A 15,743-nucleotide genomic window follows, 5' to 3' on the forward strand; every position below is an offset into this window, starting at 1 on the left:
CAAGCATACCACGTTTCGGACCCAAGGTTATAATGTTTTTCGTTGCCAGTCCGGATTTTATCCGTCTTTTCTTCGGAAAAAAACGAGCTGTTCGCCTTTTTCGGCCGCCGGAGCGCGGTTTTGTCGATAAAATCCGTATTTTCCTTCATTCCTAGACAAGTTTTTGATATAATAAAGTGAATTTTCATACGTGAAGGGGATTAGTATGGATTATATAAGCACGCGAGGAAAAGTGGAGAAGTGCGGATTTATCGATGCCTTTTTGATGGGGCTGGCCAATGACGGCGGTCTTGTGATCCCAAGTGAAATTCCGAACATCTCGGAACAGAAGCTGAAGGAATGGCAGGAGCTGTCCTATCAGGACTTAATGCTTGAAATTTTCTCTTATTATACGAACGATGAAATTCCTTACGAGGATTTGAAGAAGCTCGTTTATGACAGCTACTCCACCTTTAGAGACGAGGCCGTAACGCCTCTGAAGCAAATTAACGATTCGCTGTACGTGCTGGAGCTGTTCCAAGGGCCGACTTTTGCGTTCAAGGACGTCGCGCTGCAATTTATGGGTAACCTGTACTCCTATGTGGCTACGAAGCGCAATGAAATTATCAATATTTTGGGCGCGACCTCCGGAGATACGGGAGCGGCGGCTATCCAAGGCGTAAGAGGCAAAGAAGGCATCCGCATCTGCATTTTGCATCCGCATCAAAAGGTTAGCAAGGTGCAGGAGCTGCAAATGACGACGGTGCAGGATGAGAATGTGCTGAACTTGTCCGTGAAGGGCAATTTCGACGATTGCCAGCAGTCGATCAAGGAATTGTTCGCGGATGTGGACTTTAAGCATAAATATCATCTGCGCGCGATCAACTCGATTAACTTCGTGCGCATTTTGTCCCAAACGGTATATTATTTTTACGCTTACTTCCAAATCGCCAAAGCAAAACCGGTCGGGAAGGTCAATTTCAGCGTACCGACAGGCAACTTCGGCAATATTTTTTCCGGCTACTTGGCCAAACAAATGGGACTTCCGATTGGCAAGCTCATTCTGGCTACAAATGAAAACAATATTTTGGAGCGTTTCGTTAAAGAAGGCATGTATAAACCGGGCGAGTTTTACAGCACGTACAGCCCTTCGATGGATATTCAAATCGCCAGCAACTTCGAGCGGTATTTGTACTACTTGAACGACCAAAATCCGGACAAAGTATCCGAGCTGATGAACCGCTTCCGTGCCGAAGGCCAGCTGGAGATCGGACCGGAGCTGCTCGGCAAAGTGGCTCTCGACTTCGAAGCCCAAGGAGTGAAGGGTGCGGATTGCCTGGAGATTATCGATAAATATTACAAGCAATCCGGCTATTTATTCGACCCGCATACGGCCTGCGGAGTAAAAGCCTACGAAACTTGCAGCGGGGAGCAGGAGACTTGCGTCGTATTCGCCACGGCGCATCCGGCCAAGTTCAACGAAGCGATTGCGCTCATCGACATTGAGCAGCCGTTCCCGACCGAAATTCAGCAGCTGTTCGACAAGCCGCAGGTTCAAACGGTCATTGAGAACGATAAGCAGGTGCTCGTCAGCGAGCTGGAACGGTTTTTCGGTTAATAAAATGACGGATGGATAAATAGAAAAATCGCCCGGGCTTACCGGGCGATTTTTTGTTATTTAGGAAATGATGCGCAGCCATATCCTGTGGAAATCCGTGGTCTCCCCCGAAAGTAAAGTCTACCCATAGAACGATCCCAGAGGAAGGGTTAGACGCCGATCCAGCGTAGGTTGGGTGCGGACGGAATAAGCTTCAGAGCATTACGTCACTACCCTGGAAATTACTCTTGGTACCCCATTTCCATTGTCTGTGGTGCCGCGTCGGCGGCATGGATGGCTTTTGGGGGATTTGTTCCTATAAGCTATGGACTGTAAGCACGGCGGCTTATTTCGCGGCCGGTCGGGAGTCGCCAAGCTGAACGCTGCGCCCCGCGCCAAGCCCGATCAGCAGGAACAAGATCGTTGAAACGACAAGGACAAGCAGAGGCGCCGTCCAGGACTGCGTCAAATCATGCAGATAGCCGAACAAAATCGGTCCGACGGCGGCGAGCAAATAGCCGAACGATTGAGCCATGCCGGACAGCTCGGCGGCCTGGGCCGCGCTCGAGGCGCGCAGCGCGAATAAGGCGAGCGACAAGCTGATGCTTGCGCCTTGTGCGATGCCGATCAAAATGATCCACAGCGGAGCCAGCGACGTAGACGTGCTCAGCAGCAGACCGCAGTAGCCGAGCAGCGCGACCAGCGCCGTGAACACGACCAGTCCGCGTTGACTGGAGCGGCGTCCGGCAAGCACCGGCATAATGAAGGAGGCCGGCAGGCTGACGAATTGCATAAGCGACAGCATCCAGCCGGCGGCTCCGGTGCTCATGCCGCGGTCGTGCAAGATGGCCGGGAGCCAGGCGATCGTCACGTAGAACGCTAACGATTGCAGTCCCATGAACAGCGTGACCTGCCAAGCCAGCGAAGATTTCCACAAGCTGCCGGTTCGGGCCCGTTTGATGACAGCGGCGGCTGCGCCGGAGGCCTTCAGCTGAGGCAGCCATAAGATTAGACCCGCTGCGGCGAGGATGGCCCAGCAGCCGAGCGAGCCTCGCCAGCCGAGACCGAGGCCATTGGCGACAGGGACACTGATGCCGGAAGACAAGGAGGCCCAAAGGCTCATCGACATGGAGTACAGACCTGTCATCAACCCGACTTTGCCGGGAAAATCGCGTTTGATCAGGCCGGGCAGCAGAACGTTGCCGATAGCGATAGAGGCGCCGAGCACGGCTGTTCCGGCGAACAGCGCCGCTGCGGAAGGGAGCGAGCGGATCACGATTCCCGCGGTTAAGGCGGCCATGCTTATAAACAGCGTCTTCTCCATGCCGATGCGGCGGGCGATGCCGGGCGCGAGCGGAGACAACAAGGCGAAAGCGATAAGCGGCAGCGCGGTCAGCAGACTGGCCAGCACATTGGACAAGCCGGTATCGGCGCGGATCGATGCCGTTAACGGTCCGACGACAGTAATGGAGGCGCGCAAGTTGGAAGCGATCAGGATGACGCCGAACATGAGCAGCAGGCTGCCGCTGCGAATGCCTGTTGCTGCATGGGCTTGCCCGATTGCAGCAGATTTGGGGTTGTTCATTGCAGTTCCTCTCCTTTGTACAACAAATCGATCAACGATTATTGCATGTGATAATAAACTATAATATACTTATAACGAATAAAAGTAAATTATAATTTATTTGGAGGGAAACCTTTGGATATTTCTAAAGAACAGGATGAACAAGAAGTGCAGGGGATGGTCCGCCGGATCGGCCACCAGCTTAGACAGCTGCGCAAAGAGCAGAAGCTGAGTCTAGACGACCTTGCGGAGAAATCCGGGGTCAGCAAGCTGACGCTCGGCAAAATCGAAAGGGGAGAGACAAATCCGAGTCTGGCCGTGCTATGGAGAATAGCCGACGGTTTGTCGGTGCCGATGTTTTCGCTGTTCGCCGGGGAGACGGTCGTCCAGGTGTCCCGTGCTGGCTCAGGAATGCAGTTCACGGACGGGCCGTGGCGGATCGAGCCGATGTTCCCCCAATCGATGAGCGGAGGAACGGAAATATACCGTGCCTATTTGGCGCCTCGCAGCAAGTATTCTTCCGATTATCATCCGGCCGACGTCATGGAAACCGCTGCGCTGATGTCCGGTATCGCCCGCATCATCGTCTCCGATGTCGAGCATGAGCTGCACCCGCATGATGCGATCCGGTTCCGCGGCGGCTGCGTTCACACGTATGTGAATGATTCGGACGATACCGCAGTTTTGCTGATCTCGCTGGAGCGTGAGAAGCAATAAGCCTTAAGCATAATCATAATGCGCAGCGCCTGCAGCTAAGTCTTCGTCAAATCGCTTGCGCAGAGGCTTTTAGACGAGCGGGCGCCGCGTGAGGCAAGGCGTCTTTCTCAAGAAGAAGTGCCGTCATACCAGCATAGCACCTCGCTCCAATCCCACTGCTCGTAATAATTCGAGCCTAAATCCACGGATTCAATCCATAAGACCGCCTCCGCGCCGTTATCCTTGCCCAGCATTACGCCGGCTTTCTCCCGGTTTGAGCGCACCCAGCCAAGCCGGCGGCTGCTCTTCAGATATTGAGGAGCGTAGTCTCCGTAACCGGCAGGCGGGGAGGATACCGGCTGCTGCTGCGGATCTTGAATGTTCAGCTGAACAAGCGCCGGCAGCGGGCGCTGCGACGGGTCCTGCTGCCATGCGCTCTCCGCCGATCGGGATACGACGAGCTTCTCGCTCGTAACCCAAGTAAAGCCGACGTCCGCATAGCCTTTCGGGGTAAGCGCCGGCAGGTGCAAAGCCGGCAGCTCCTTCACTTTCAGATGTTTATTCTCCAGCGCCATCCGGCCACCGCCTTGAATATAAGCCAATCGGCTGCGGGCAGGTGCCCACTTGAACCAACCGGAGTTGGCCAGCATTTCATCCACCGGCTTAAAGCGTTTGCCGTCGGCGGAAAGCAAGCATAACATATCGCTATCGGCGGACCAGGAAGCCGTAGGGTGAACGACGAATGAAATCCATCTCCGGTCGGCCGACCATTTGAAAATCGACGTGCCGATCGACAGCACGGTGACGCTGCCTCCGGTAAGTTCGGAAGGAATCGTAAAAAATCGTTTCATTTTTTTATCGTCCATTTTGGCGTCGTAAGGAATCAAGTACAGCACCGGGTTCGTCCAGCCGTCGGGCAGACGGTCAGCCGCGGTGGAAGCCAGAAAACCGGAGCCGTCGGGCAGCCATGAATAATTGTTCACCCCCAGCGCCACATTGTCAAAATGCTGCCGGGGTAAGACGTCCGTATCCGTAATATTCAGCACGGTTTGGTCTTGGAACGCCAGCATATTGCGCACCGGGGACCACTGCAGATTCGTCCCGCCGCGCGCGTAGATCTGCTCATGGCGGCCATCCTTCGCATTATAGAGCCATACCTCCTGATCGCTTCCGTTCTGCGAACGGTTGTAGGCAATCCATTGGCCGTCGTAAGACCATTTGGGACCGGATACGCCTCCCAGGTCCGTCAGCTGCTTTTCCTCCGTTCCCGCTTTGACCCATAGATTGCCTTTACGCACAAACGCCGCCTTTACGGGATGAACGGGCGCCGATTCCGGGTCAGCATAGCTTTCTCCGCAAAAGCCTGCCGTCAAGAGCACCGCTGCCAGCAAGCAAAATATTCGTTTCCAGACAAACAGGTGTTTCCCGAGAAACTTTTGCCGTATTTTCATGAGAGATCTTTCCTTTGTTTAGACGTTGGATAGTAGGTTTCGACGTTAATGTACTCTACCGGCTCAAGCCTCATACAGTATTTTTTGCAAAAGTTGAACATGCTAAATTAAAAAAGTGTCAACAGCGTTGATGACGGGACACGTTTATCCTTAGGTTGAAGAACAAACCGCCGTGGCTTACGATAAAGACAGATAACGCTTGCACAAATTTTTATTAAAGCAGCGGCATTTCAAAACTTAAAGGGAGGAATCCTACATGAATACAGCAGCACAGCAAGCATCCGGCGGAGTTCGGGTGAAGGTGCAGCGCTTCGGGCGTTTTTTGAGCGGGATGGTTATGCCGAACATCGGCGCCTTCATCGCCTGGGGATTAATCACGGCATTATTTATTCCGACAGGCTGGATCCCGAATGAATATTTAGCTAAGCTGGTGAGCCCGATCATCACGTATTTGCTGCCTGTTCTCATCGGTTATACCGGAGGGACTATGATTCACGGGCAGCGCGGAGGCGTCATCGGCGCCGTCGCTACGATGGGCGTCGTTGTCGGAGCCGACATCCCGATGTTTCTCGGAGCCATGATCGTCGGTCCCGGATCGGCGTGGATTTTGAAGCAGTTCGACAAATCGATCGAAGGCAAAATCCGTTCCGGCTTCGAAATGCTCGTCAACAACTTCTCGTCGGGGATTATCGGCGGGGTGCTTGCCCTCATCGCCTACACGGGGGTCGGCCCTGTCGTAGAAGTCATCAGTAAAACGTTGGCCGCAGGGGTACAGGTTCTCGTTAACGCGGGCTTGCTGCCGCTGGCCAATATTTTGATCGAGCCGGGGAAAGTGCTTTTCCTGAATAATGCGATCAACCACGGCGTACTTAGCCCGATCGCGCTCGATCAAGCGGCCAAAACAGGCAAATCGATTATTTTTATGCTCGAATCGAATCCCGGACCGGGACTTGGCATCTTGCTCGCCTATTGGCTGGTCGGACGCGGCACCGCTAAGCAATCCGCTCCCGGAGCGGCAATCATTCATTTTCTCGGCGGGATTCATGAAATTTACTTTCCGTATATTTTGATGAACCCCCGCTTGATCTTGGCGGCTATGGCCGGCGGCGTGACAGGCACATTCACCTTCTCGCTGTTCCATGCGGGACTCGTTGCGACACCGTCGCCGGGAAGTATATTCGCTTACATCGCGATGGCGCCGAAAGGCGGCTTGCTGGCCGTATTCACCGGGGTGATTACAGCGACGATCGTCTCGTTCCTAGTCGCCGCCCTGCTGCTGAAAACAACGCGTAAGGATGAGCAGGACGAAGGCGATTTGGAAGAAGCGTCGGCAAAAATGAAGCAGATGAAAGCAGCGGGCAATGCCAGCCCATCCGCTCCGGCTGCGGCAAGCTCGGCAGGTACGGTTCTCGCCAAAGAAGATGTCCGCAAAATTGTCTTTTCATGCGATGCAGGTATGGGCTCGAGCGCCATGGGCGCTTCGATTCTACGCAAAAAAATGAAGGCGGCGGGTGTGGACGTAACGGTTATCAACACCGCGATCAGTGAAATTCCGGGCGACGCCGATATCGTCATTACGCATAAATCGCTGACGGATCGAGCCAAGGCGCAGGCGCCGAAGGCCGAGCACATCTCGATCGATAATTTCCTGAAAAGCCCGGAATACGACGAATTGGTCCAACGATTAAGCTGATTGTATAATAGCGCATAACACCGGTGCGAGAGCGCGGTGAACAAGAGCAGGGCAGCCGATTTCAAAAAAAAGGTTTGTCGTTCGCCGTACGGTGAATGCGATAGAGCCTGCGGCAGTTCGGAAAAAGCTTGTTCGCCGCTGCCGTCAGCGCCGGAGTTATGCCATTTTATGTATGAGGAAGATGCCCATGTTGAACGTTTCCAGCAGACATCGCCAAATACTGGAGCTCCTGCTGAACCGGAAGGACGAGATTACAGCCGGTGAGATTGCGGCGGCAATCAATGTAAGCACCCGAACGGTTCACCGGGAGTTGTCCGAGGTGGAGCAGATCGTGGAAGCGTACGGATTGAAGCTTCATAAGAAATCCGGCATCGGCATTCAAATTTATGCGGATGACCCGGAACAACTGGAGTCATTCCGCGAAAGATTGTCCCGTACAAGTGCGGTTGATTTTTCCGCGGAGGACCGCAAAGTGTGGATTCTCTGCTCGCTGCTCGAGGCTCAGGAGCCGGTGAAGCTGTTTACGCTGGCTCACGACATGAAAGTGACGATGCCTACCGTGGGCCACGATCTGGACGAATTGGAGTCTTGGATCGGCAAGCGCGGCCTGCAGCTGGTGCGAAGGCGGGGCTACGGGGTCGAAATCAACGGATCGGAGACAAGCAAGCAGAAGGCTATAGGCTATTTGGCCGGAGAGCATCTGGACGATTCCGATTTATTCGGGCCGACCGGACGGACGGTGCGCCCGGCGACGGCAAAGCTGCTGAATATGGTCGGCAAACCGTTTCTGATGGAAATTGAGAACGCTCTGTGGGAATGGGAGCGGCTGAGAAACGCCGATTTGGCTGAGGGCGCCTACACGGAGCTGTTAGTCCGTCTGTCTACCGCGGTTAAGCGGATCGAACAGGGGATTAGGATGAAATCGAGGAAGCGGGGCGGCTCGCATCCGCCAGGCGAAGTGCCGGAGTTTGCGAGGCCGATCATTGCTTCGCTATCCGCGAGGCTCGGGATCGAATTTACCGAAGATGAAACGGCCTATATTGCCGAGCTGCTTCGCGAAGCGACGCTGGGCCCGGCAGGCGCAATCAACGGCTTGCTGCCGCAGGACGACCTTAGCCTGATAGATAAAATGAACAGGCTGATTCGTTACGCGGAGGAACGGACGGGAGTTAACGTAACCGAAGACCGTACGCTCAGGGAAGGGTTGCTGAGCCATCTGGAATCCGCGCTGGAGAGACTTCGTCACGGCGCTTATATCCGCAACCCGCTGCTTGCCCAGATCAAAAAAGATTACGACTACTTATTCGGAATTTTACGCGAAGGGGTCGATAGCGTCATTACCGATGTCGCCGTGCCCGATGAAGAGGTTGGCTTTCTGGTTATGCATTTCGGCGCTTCCCTGGAGAGGCTGAATCAATTTCGCCGCAACGTGCGGGCCATTCTGGTGTGCACCAGCGGAATCGGCTCCTCGAAGATGCTGGCGATTCGGATCGGCAAGCAATTTCCGCAGATCGAGATTGTCGGCAACGTATCATGGTACGAAGCTGCGCGGCTGCCGGGAGAGACGTACGATCTGATTGTCTCGACGGTCGATCTGCCGCTGGAAGCGGATCAGTATATTAAGCTTAGCCCGCTGTTGACCAAAGAGGAAGCGGAGCGGTTGCGCCGGTTCATCCAGGATATTACACTGAAAAAGACCCCTTCCGCGAAGCGGCCGGCCGCAAACGAAGGACAAGGAACATGGGAGCGGCTGCTCAAGCTCAAAGCGTATTTGGATGAAATCGTCCGGCTGATCGGGCAGTTCCGGGTGCACCTTGCCGGGGGGCCGTCCGCCAGCTTGCGGGATGTGGTGCTTGAGCTGTGCGCTTATGTGAAGGAAGCGGGCGTACTTGACCAAGCGGGCCCTGTCGCCGATCAACTGGTCGAGAGAGAGAAGCTGGGAAGCCAGCTCATTCCGGATACGTCGGTGGCATTGTTTCATACGCGGAGCGAATATGTCCGCTGGCCGTCGCTAACCTTATTTCGATTGAGCGAGTCTATCGTGCTGGAGGCGGAAGGGCCGACGGAAGTCCGGCATATACTGCTGATGCTGGGACCGCGCGAGCTGGCGAAGGAGAGTCTTGAAGTGCTCAGCGAGATCAGCGCGCTGCTGCTTGTTCCGGAGATGATCGGGCTGCTGGAGCGCGGGGAGCCGGAGGAGATCAAGCGGTTTTTGAGCGAGGAGTTGGCGCGCTTTTTTATCGATAAAACGCAATAACGACGAAGAATATAAAGGGAAATGGAGAGATAACCATGAGTGTTTTATCCAAAGAGAAAGTCAGATTGAACGTGAAGGTCGAAGACAAATACGAAGCGATCCGCTTGGCGGGACAACTGTTGGTGGACGCTGGACATGCCGAGCTTCCGTATATCGAGAAAATGATCGAGAGAGAACAGACGTTATCCACTTACATGGGCGGGGGACTTGCTATTCCGCATGGAACGCAGGACTCGAAGCAATTTATCCGCTCGACGGGGTTGTCGATTCTGCAGATCCCGGAAGGCGTCGATTTCGGCGAAGGGGAGAAAGCCTATTTGTTGGTCGGTATCGCGGCGGACGGAGACGACCATCTGGAAATACTGACCAACGTAGCGATGATCTGTTCGGATGACGATAATTTGGAGGGCATTTTGAAGGCTTCTACGGCCGAGGAGCTGCTCGCCATCTTTGAAAGCGGGATGGAATGATGAGGGCGGTTCATTTCGGAGCGGGCAACATCGGCCGCGGGTTTATCGGCCTCTTGCTGTCCGACTCCGGTTACGAAGTTACTTTCGTCGATGTGAACGAGACGCTTGTGGGCTTGCTGCGGGAGCGCCGAGAATATACGGTCTCGCTCGCTAACGAGTCGCAAGATACGGTAACGGTCCGCGGCGTTACGGCGATCAGCGGCAACGACGCCGAGCAAGTCGCCGCGGCGGTAGCCGGAGCGGATCTGGTCACGACGGCGGTCGGCGTGAACATATTGAAATTCATCGCCGGCAATATAGCGTCCGGCATACGCCGCAGACTTGCGGCGGGCGCCGCGCCGCTGCATATTATTGCCTGCGAGAATGCGATCGGCGGCAGCACGCAGCTGAAAGAGCATGTGTACTCGCATCTTAACGAAGAGGAGCGCCAGCAAGCGGACAGCCGCGTTGCCTTCCCCGATGCGGCCGTGGACCGGATCGTGCCGCTCCAGCACCATGAAGACCCGTTGCATGTTACGGTTGAGCCGTTCTACGAATGGGTCGTCGACCGCTCGTCCATGTTCGAAGGGTTCGAGCCGGTGAAGGGCGTTCACTATGTGCAGCAGCTTGAGCCTTACATCGAGCGCAAGCTGTTCACCGTCAATACCGGCCATTGCAGCGCCGCTTATCTCGGTTATTTGCAAGGAATAGCGACGATTCAGGAGGCTATGGCCGACGAGGCGATAGCCCGGCACGTTCGCGAGGCGCTGGATGAAACCGGCAAAATGCTCGTGTACAAATATTCCTTCAACGCCGAAGAGCATACGAGCTATATTGCGAAAATTATGGAACGGTTCCGCAATCCGTACTTGACCGATGAAGTCGTCCGCGTCGGCCGTTCGCCGATCCGCAAGCTGTCGCCGAACGACAGACTGGTGCGCCCGGCGCTGCAGGCGTTCGCGGGCGGTATCGAGCCAGTGCGTCTGGCCGGCGTTATGGCGGCGGCGCTGCGCTTCGACTATGCCGACGACCCGGAAGCGGCGGAGCTTCAGGCTGCCGTAAAGGAGCTCGGCGCAGGCGCGGCTTTGACACGGTATACAAGCATACCGGAAGATCATCCGGTTCATGAGATGGTTATGAAACAATACTCGGCGTGGAAGCCGTCTAATACACTTTAACTCGAGGAAGGAGCGGTTGGAAATGTCGAATCATTTGACAGGGGTAGCGGCCTCGCCGGGCATAGCCGTCGCGCAAGCGTTCCGGCTGCAAACCGTTCAGCAAACGCCTGTCCGCAGCTCGGTGGCCGATCCCGAGCAGGAGGCGGCGCGCTTTGCGCAGGCCGTGAAGGAGGCGCAAGAGCAGCTTCAGACGATCCGGGAGATGACGGAGAGCAGGCTCGGCGCGCAGAAAGCGGAAATTTTCGAGGCGCATCTGCTGCTTCTGGAAGATCCGGATCTTATCGATGCCGTTACGGATAAAATCAAAGACGAATCGGTCAACGCCGATTATGCGCTCTATGAAGTGGCCGGAACTTTCATCGAAGCTTTGATGGCGATGGATAACGAGCTGCTGCGGGAGCGCGCGGTCGACGTGAAGGACGTATCCGGCCGCGTGCTCAGCCGCCTTCGCGGAGAATCGTACGGCTCGGTTGCCGATCTGTCGGCGCCGGCAATACTCATCGCCGAGGATTTGACGCCGTCCGATACGGCGCAGCTCAATCCCGATCTGGTGATGGGCTTCATCACCGAAATCGGCAGCAGAACGTCCCATTCCGCCATTATGGCACGCTCGTTGGAAATTCCGGCGGTTGTCGGCGCGGGAGCCGCGGCGGCTGGAATTGCGAGCGGGGTTACCGTCATATTGGACGCGGTGGAAGGACGGATTGTCGTCGATCCGGATGAGCAAGAGCTTCAGGCGTATTTGCGGAAAAAAGAGCAGTACGACGCCCGCAAGGCGGAACTGAAACAATTGATCGATCAGCCTTCGCTGTCCTCCGACGGCCGCCAAGTGGAGCTTGCAGCCAATATCGGCAGCGTCGAGGATGTGCAGAAAGCGCTGGATAACGGAGCGGAAGGAATCGGCTTGTTCCGCACCGAGTTTTTGTATATGGGCCGCAGCGCGCTGCCTACCGAGGAAGAGCAGTTTAAAGTATATCAATATGTGCTGGAGAAAATGAACGGCAAGCCGGTCGTCATCCGCACGCTCGATATCGGCGGGGACAAAAAGCTTCCGTACATGAAGCTGCCTGAAGAGAGCAACCCGTTTCTCGGGCTGCGGGCATTGAGGCTGTGCCTCGACCGTCAAGATCTGTTCCGCACGCAGCTGCGGGCGCTGCTTCGGGCCAGCGCCTACGGGCAGCTGAAAATTATGTTTCCGATGATCGCCGTTGTGGAAGAGCTGTGGGAAGCCAAGCGCCTGCTGCAGGAGGAGACGGAGAAGCTGCTCGGCGAAGGCGTGACCGTTGCCGGGCATATCGAAGTCGGGATGATGATCGAGGTGCCTGCGGCTGCGCTCGCAGCGGACAGCTTCGCCAAAGACGTCGACTTTTTCAGCATCGGCACGAACGATCTGATTCAATATACGATGGCGGCGGACCGGATGAACGAGACGGTTGCGTACTTGTACCAGCCCAGCCATCCGGCGATTCTCCGCCTGATCGATATGGTTATCCGCGCGGCGGAGCGCGAAGGCAAATGGGTCGGCATGTGCGGGGAAATGGCCGGAGACGAAACGGCGATCCCGCTGCTGCTCGGGCTCGGACTGCACGAGTTCAGCATGAGCGCCGGATCGATCCTGCCGGCCAGAGCGCTGATCGGCAAGCTGCCGCAGACCGAATGGGCCGATCATGCCCGCAAGGCGCTGGCGATGCGCAGCCAAGCGGAGGTCAAACAATTCGTTCAACAATTGACAAGGAGTGAAGCATAAATGCTGTCTCAATCGTTTACCGTGATGAACCCGTCGGGCTTTCATGCCCGCCCTACCAAAATATTCGTTCAACAAGCAAGCGAATTTCCATGTAAAATCAACTTGACGAAAAACGGCAAAAAAGTGAACGGCAAAAGCTCGCTGAGCATGCTGACTTTGGGACTCGCTCAAAATGACGAAGTGCTGCTTGAGGTTGACGGCGAGCAGGAAGAGCAGGCTATGGAAGCGCTGGGCGCTTTGCTGACCAAAATTTACGAGGAATAGTATAAAGGCCATAAGCGGCCCCGGTCCTGAGTTCCGTTTGGACCGGGGCTTTTTTTATTATGCGAAACTTATAGCAATTACCTATTAAATCAATTTCAATTATATATTAGACGAATAAACAATTTGCCTTTATGATAAGTTGTAACACTAGCGCCATTGAAAGGGGATTTAAGCCATGTCTGTCTATCAATATGAGGCTCGAACGATCGACGGCAAACCCGTCTGTTTGTCGGCTTACCGCGGAAAGGTTCTTCTTATCGTAAATACGGCGAGCCGGTGCGGATACTCCAAACAATTCGAAGGGCTTCAACAGCTTTATGACGCGTATCGCGCAGCGGGATTGGAAATTCTCGGGTTTCCGTGCAACCAATTCAACGATAAGGAGCCCGAAAATAATGCGCAAATTCAGACGTATTGCGACAGCCGATTCGGAGTGACGTTCGGGCTATTTGAAAAAATCGAGGTGATCGGAGCGGATGCGCATCCTTTATTTCAATATATGACCGGGCAAGCGCCGTTTCGAGGGTTTGATCCCCAAACCTCCGAAGGCCGTTGGATGCGGGAGTTTCTTATGGAAAAATACCCCGGCATCTATGAGGGCGACGGGGTCAAATGGAATTTCTCCAAGTTTTTGATCGATCGGAGGGGCCGGGTGAAGAGCAGGTACGAATGCACGATCGAGCCTGCGGACATCGAACCGGATATCCGCTACCTGCTGCTAGCGTAGTTTGATTTATCGTCCGTATCATTCGGCGGTAAAGCGCGGCGACATACGCCTGCTGCGCTGGCCGCGGGACGGCGAGCCCTGTTATCCCCGGATCGCGTGAACGGATTCGTCGTCCGTCACACAGCAGCGAAATTCCGGGGACGCAGGGCGTGGGCATGCAGTTCTACGGTAAATTTGCGCTTACTTCGCCGCCGTATCCGTTATGTATGCGCCTCGGCGTCGAGGATCGAAACCGGTCTTAAGCGCGCTGCTCGAAACGCCGTATAATCTCAACGATCACGTTCGTCGCTTTTTCCATATTGTCGACGGACACGAACTCATACCGCCCGTGATAGTTTTCTCCGCCTGTAAAAAGATTCGGCGTAGGCAGCCCCATATACGACAACTGCGACCCGTCCGTTCCGCCGCGAATCGGCTCGATGACGGGCGCGATCCCCAGACTTTCCATCGCTTCGCGGGCGATGTCGACGATGCCGCGGACCGGCTCGATTTTCTCCCGCATGTTATAGTACTGATCCGTGATTTCTACCGAAATGCGCCCTTGTCCGTACCGCGCTTCCAGCTCCTTGGCTATCTGCGTCATCAGCTGCTTTCTATTGTTAAAGGCGGTTTTGTCAAAATCCCTAATAATATAATGCAGCTTCGTTTCTTCCACATCCCCGTGCACCGAGATGAGATGGAAAAAGCCCTCGTACCCTTCGGTATGCTCCGGCGCTTCCTGAACCGGCAGTTTGCCGTTGAACTCCATGGCGATCTTGGCGGAATTGACCATCTTTCCTTTGGCCGTGCCGGGGTGTACGATTTTGCCCTTGCAGGTGACGATCGCCTGCGCCGCGTTGAAGCTTTCGTATTGCAGCTCGCCTAACGGTCCTCCGTCCACCGTGTAGGCGCAGGAAGCGCCGAACGCCGCCACATCGAACCGGTGCGGACCTCTGCCGATCTCCTCGTCCGGGGTAAAGGCGACGCGGACCCGGCCGTGCTTGATCTCCGGATGCTGCAGAAGGAAGTCCATCGCCGTCATAATCTCGGCAATGCCCGCCTTGTCGTCCGCGCCGAGCAGCGTCGTTCCGTCGGTCGTCACGAGAGTATGCCCGGCATAGCCCGCCAGCGCGGGAAAATCTGCGGGGGACAGCACGATGCGCTGTTCTTCGTTCAAGACGATATCCTTCCCGTCGTAATGCTCGACGACTCGGGGCTTGACGCCGGCTCCCGTAAAATCTGTGGCCGTATCCATATGCGCCATAAAGCCGATGGTCGGCACCTCCTTGACGGTGTTCGCAGGGAGCGTAGCCATCACATATCCGTTGGCATCCATCGTCACTTCGGACATTCCGATGCCCTTCAATTCGTCGACTAACATGCGGGCGAGCGTTAATTGGCCCGGCGTCGTAGGGCAGGTCGTACTGCCGGCGTCAGACTGCGAATCGACTTGTGCATAGGCGGTCAGACGTTGAATCAATTGCTTTTTCAATGGATCATCATCTCCTTTTCCTCCATTATAAATCAAGTCGAAGCCAAGACCAATCGGGCGAGCGGGGAGCAGTTTTCTTCGAGCCGCCCAGCTGTTATGATAATATTGCTTCATGATTGATTTGGGGAGAGGAGCGTGCTTATGAATTTTACGATGGAAGAAGCGATCGAGGTTTTGGAACGGACGCCGCAAACGTTGGAATATTTTTTATCCGGCTTGTCCCCCGGGTGGCTGCAATGCAATGAAGGCGAAGGCACGTGGACCGCTACGGAAGTGATCGAACATCTCATCGAAGGGGAGAAGCATAACTGGATGCCGCGGCTGGAGTTTATTCTTCAAGAAGGCGACGGCAAACCGTTCCCTCCGTTTGACCGGTATTCGCATTTGCATGAACCGAAATCCGCGTCATGGGAGCAGACGCTGCGCGAATTTAAAACGATCCGGTCGCATAACATAGCCAAGTTGAAAGCTCTTGTCGATCCGGAGCGGCATTTGGAGCTGACGGGCTCGCATCCGGCTTTCGGCAGCGTGAAATTGCGGGAGCTTGTGTCCACCTGGGTCGTCCATGATTTAACCCATATGGCGCAAATCGTTCGAGTCATGGCGGAGAGATACAGGGCGGACGTCGGGCCGTGGAAGGAATATTTGGGCATCTTGAAAAAGTAACGAC

Annotated in this window: 13 protein-coding genes; 10 read left to right on the forward strand and 3 right to left on the reverse strand. The window is 55.2% G+C overall.

Annotation, left to right across the window (positions count from 1 at the left end):
- The first annotated feature begins 205 nt into the window (after positions 1 to 205).
- Positions 206 to 1,597, forward strand: coding sequence for a threonine synthase (gene thrC / locus SK3146_RS30745; protein ID WP_249862361.1), 1,392 nt, complete (start codon positions 206 to 208; stop codon positions 1,595 to 1,597).
- Positions 1,598 to 1,922: 325 nt separating this feature from the next.
- On the opposite strand, the gene SK3146_RS30750 is transcribed toward thrC, so the two are convergent.
- Positions 1,923 to 3,161 (reverse strand): CynX/NimT family MFS transporter, encoded by a 1,239-nt coding sequence (locus SK3146_RS30750; RefSeq protein ID WP_249862362.1) that lies wholly within the window; start codon positions 3,159 to 3,161, stop codon positions 1,923 to 1,925.
- A gap of 114 nt (positions 3,162 to 3,275) precedes the next feature.
- Here SK3146_RS30750 and SK3146_RS30755 point away from each other — a divergent pair, with 114 nt between their 5' ends.
- A complete protein-coding gene (locus SK3146_RS30755; protein WP_249862363.1) occupies positions 3,276 to 3,857 on the forward strand; it encodes an XRE family transcriptional regulator in 582 nt (193 codons plus the stop codon).
- Positions 3,858 to 3,964: 107 nt separating this feature from the next.
- On the opposite strand, the gene SK3146_RS30760 is transcribed toward SK3146_RS30755, so the two are convergent.
- On the reverse strand, positions 3,965 to 5,287 hold the full coding sequence (locus SK3146_RS30760; protein ID WP_249862364.1) for a TolB family protein: 1,323 nt from the start codon (positions 5,285 to 5,287) through the stop codon (positions 3,965 to 3,967).
- Positions 5,288 to 5,543: 256 nt separating this feature from the next.
- Between SK3146_RS30760 and SK3146_RS30765 the strand changes: the two genes are divergently transcribed.
- From SK3146_RS30765 to SK3146_RS30795, 7 genes are all read left to right on the forward strand, one after another.
- The gene (locus SK3146_RS30765) at positions 5,544 to 6,980 is read left to right on the forward strand and encodes a PTS mannitol transporter subunit IIBC (RefSeq protein ID WP_249862365.1); all 1,437 of its coding nucleotides are present in this window, start codon (positions 5,544 to 5,546) and stop codon (positions 6,978 to 6,980) included.
- 187 nt (positions 6,981 to 7,167) lie between these two features.
- Positions 7,168 to 9,237, forward strand: coding sequence for a BglG family transcription antiterminator (locus SK3146_RS30770; protein ID WP_249862366.1), 2,070 nt, complete (start codon positions 7,168 to 7,170; stop codon positions 9,235 to 9,237).
- Between the two features lie 35 nt (positions 9,238 to 9,272).
- Positions 9,273 to 9,707: a PTS mannitol transporter subunit IIA gene (locus SK3146_RS30775; protein WP_249862367.1), complete on the forward strand. Its 435-nt coding sequence runs from the start codon at positions 9,273 to 9,275 to the stop codon at positions 9,705 to 9,707.
- Positions 9,707 to 10,864: a mannitol-1-phosphate 5-dehydrogenase gene (locus SK3146_RS30780; RefSeq protein ID WP_249866493.1), complete on the forward strand. Its 1,158-nt coding sequence runs from the start codon at positions 9,707 to 9,709 to the stop codon at positions 10,862 to 10,864. The genes SK3146_RS30775 and SK3146_RS30780 overlap by 1 nt, the downstream gene beginning before the upstream one ends.
- A 22-nt stretch (positions 10,865 to 10,886) precedes the next feature.
- The gene (ptsP, locus tag SK3146_RS30785) at positions 10,887 to 12,611 is read left to right on the forward strand and encodes a phosphoenolpyruvate--protein phosphotransferase (protein ID WP_249862368.1); all 1,725 of its coding nucleotides are present in this window, start codon (positions 10,887 to 10,889) and stop codon (positions 12,609 to 12,611) included.
- The gene (locus tag SK3146_RS30790; RefSeq protein WP_249862369.1) at positions 12,612 to 12,875 is read left to right on the forward strand and encodes an HPr family phosphocarrier protein; all 264 of its coding nucleotides are present in this window, start codon (positions 12,612 to 12,614) and stop codon (positions 12,873 to 12,875) included.
- A 175-nt stretch (positions 12,876 to 13,050) separates the two neighbouring features.
- Entirely contained in the window at positions 13,051 to 13,602 is a 552-nt protein-coding gene (locus tag SK3146_RS30795) for a glutathione peroxidase (protein ID WP_249862370.1), read from the forward strand.
- A gap of 238 nt (positions 13,603 to 13,840) precedes the next feature.
- Here the strand turns inward: SK3146_RS30795 and pepT are convergent, their stop codons facing one another.
- Complete coding sequence (pepT, locus tag SK3146_RS30800; RefSeq protein ID WP_249862371.1) at positions 13,841 to 15,073, reverse strand: peptidase T; 1,233 nt, start codon at positions 15,071 to 15,073, stop codon at positions 13,841 to 13,843.
- 141 nt (positions 15,074 to 15,214) lie between these two features.
- On the opposite strand from pepT, the gene SK3146_RS30805 reads away from it, so the two are divergent.
- Positions 15,215 to 15,739, forward strand: coding sequence for a DinB family protein (locus SK3146_RS30805; RefSeq protein ID WP_249862372.1), 525 nt, complete (start codon positions 15,215 to 15,217; stop codon positions 15,737 to 15,739).
- Positions 15,740 to 15,743: the final 4 nt, after the last annotated feature.

Source organism: Paenibacillus konkukensis (assembly GCF_023523925.1).
GTDB classification, from domain to species: domain Bacteria; phylum Bacillota; class Bacilli; order Paenibacillales; family NBRC-103111; genus Paenibacillus_S; species Paenibacillus_S doosanensis.

Coding starts and splice junctions, on each gene's coding strand:
- SK3146_RS30760 (WP_249862364.1), bottom strand. CDS start 5,287: ATGAAAATACGGCAAAAGTTTCTCGGGAAACACCTGTTTGTCTGGAAA.
- SK3146_RS30770 (WP_249862366.1), top strand. CDS start 7,168: ATGTTGAACGTTTCCAGCAGACATCGCCAAATACTGGAGCTCCTGCTG.
- SK3146_RS30795 (WP_249862370.1), top strand. CDS start 13,051: ATGTCTGTCTATCAATATGAGGCTCGAACGATCGACGGCAAACCCGTC.
- SK3146_RS30805 (WP_249862372.1), top strand. CDS start 15,215: ATGAATTTTACGATGGAAGAAGCGATCGAGGTTTTGGAACGGACGCCG.
- SK3146_RS30750 (WP_249862362.1), bottom strand. CDS start 3,161: ATGAACAACCCCAAATCTGCTGCAATCGGGCAAGCCCATGCAGCAACA.
- thrC (WP_249862361.1), top strand. CDS start 206: ATGGATTATATAAGCACGCGAGGAAAAGTGGAGAAGTGCGGATTTATC.
- SK3146_RS30780 (WP_249866493.1), top strand. CDS start 9,707: ATGAGGGCGGTTCATTTCGGAGCGGGCAACATCGGCCGCGGGTTTATC.
- SK3146_RS30790 (WP_249862369.1), top strand. CDS start 12,612: ATGCTGTCTCAATCGTTTACCGTGATGAACCCGTCGGGCTTTCATGCC.
- ptsP (WP_249862368.1), top strand. CDS start 10,887: ATGTCGAATCATTTGACAGGGGTAGCGGCCTCGCCGGGCATAGCCGTC.
- SK3146_RS30775 (WP_249862367.1), top strand. CDS start 9,273: ATGAGTGTTTTATCCAAAGAGAAAGTCAGATTGAACGTGAAGGTCGAA.
- SK3146_RS30765 (WP_249862365.1), top strand. CDS start 5,544: ATGAATACAGCAGCACAGCAAGCATCCGGCGGAGTTCGGGTGAAGGTG.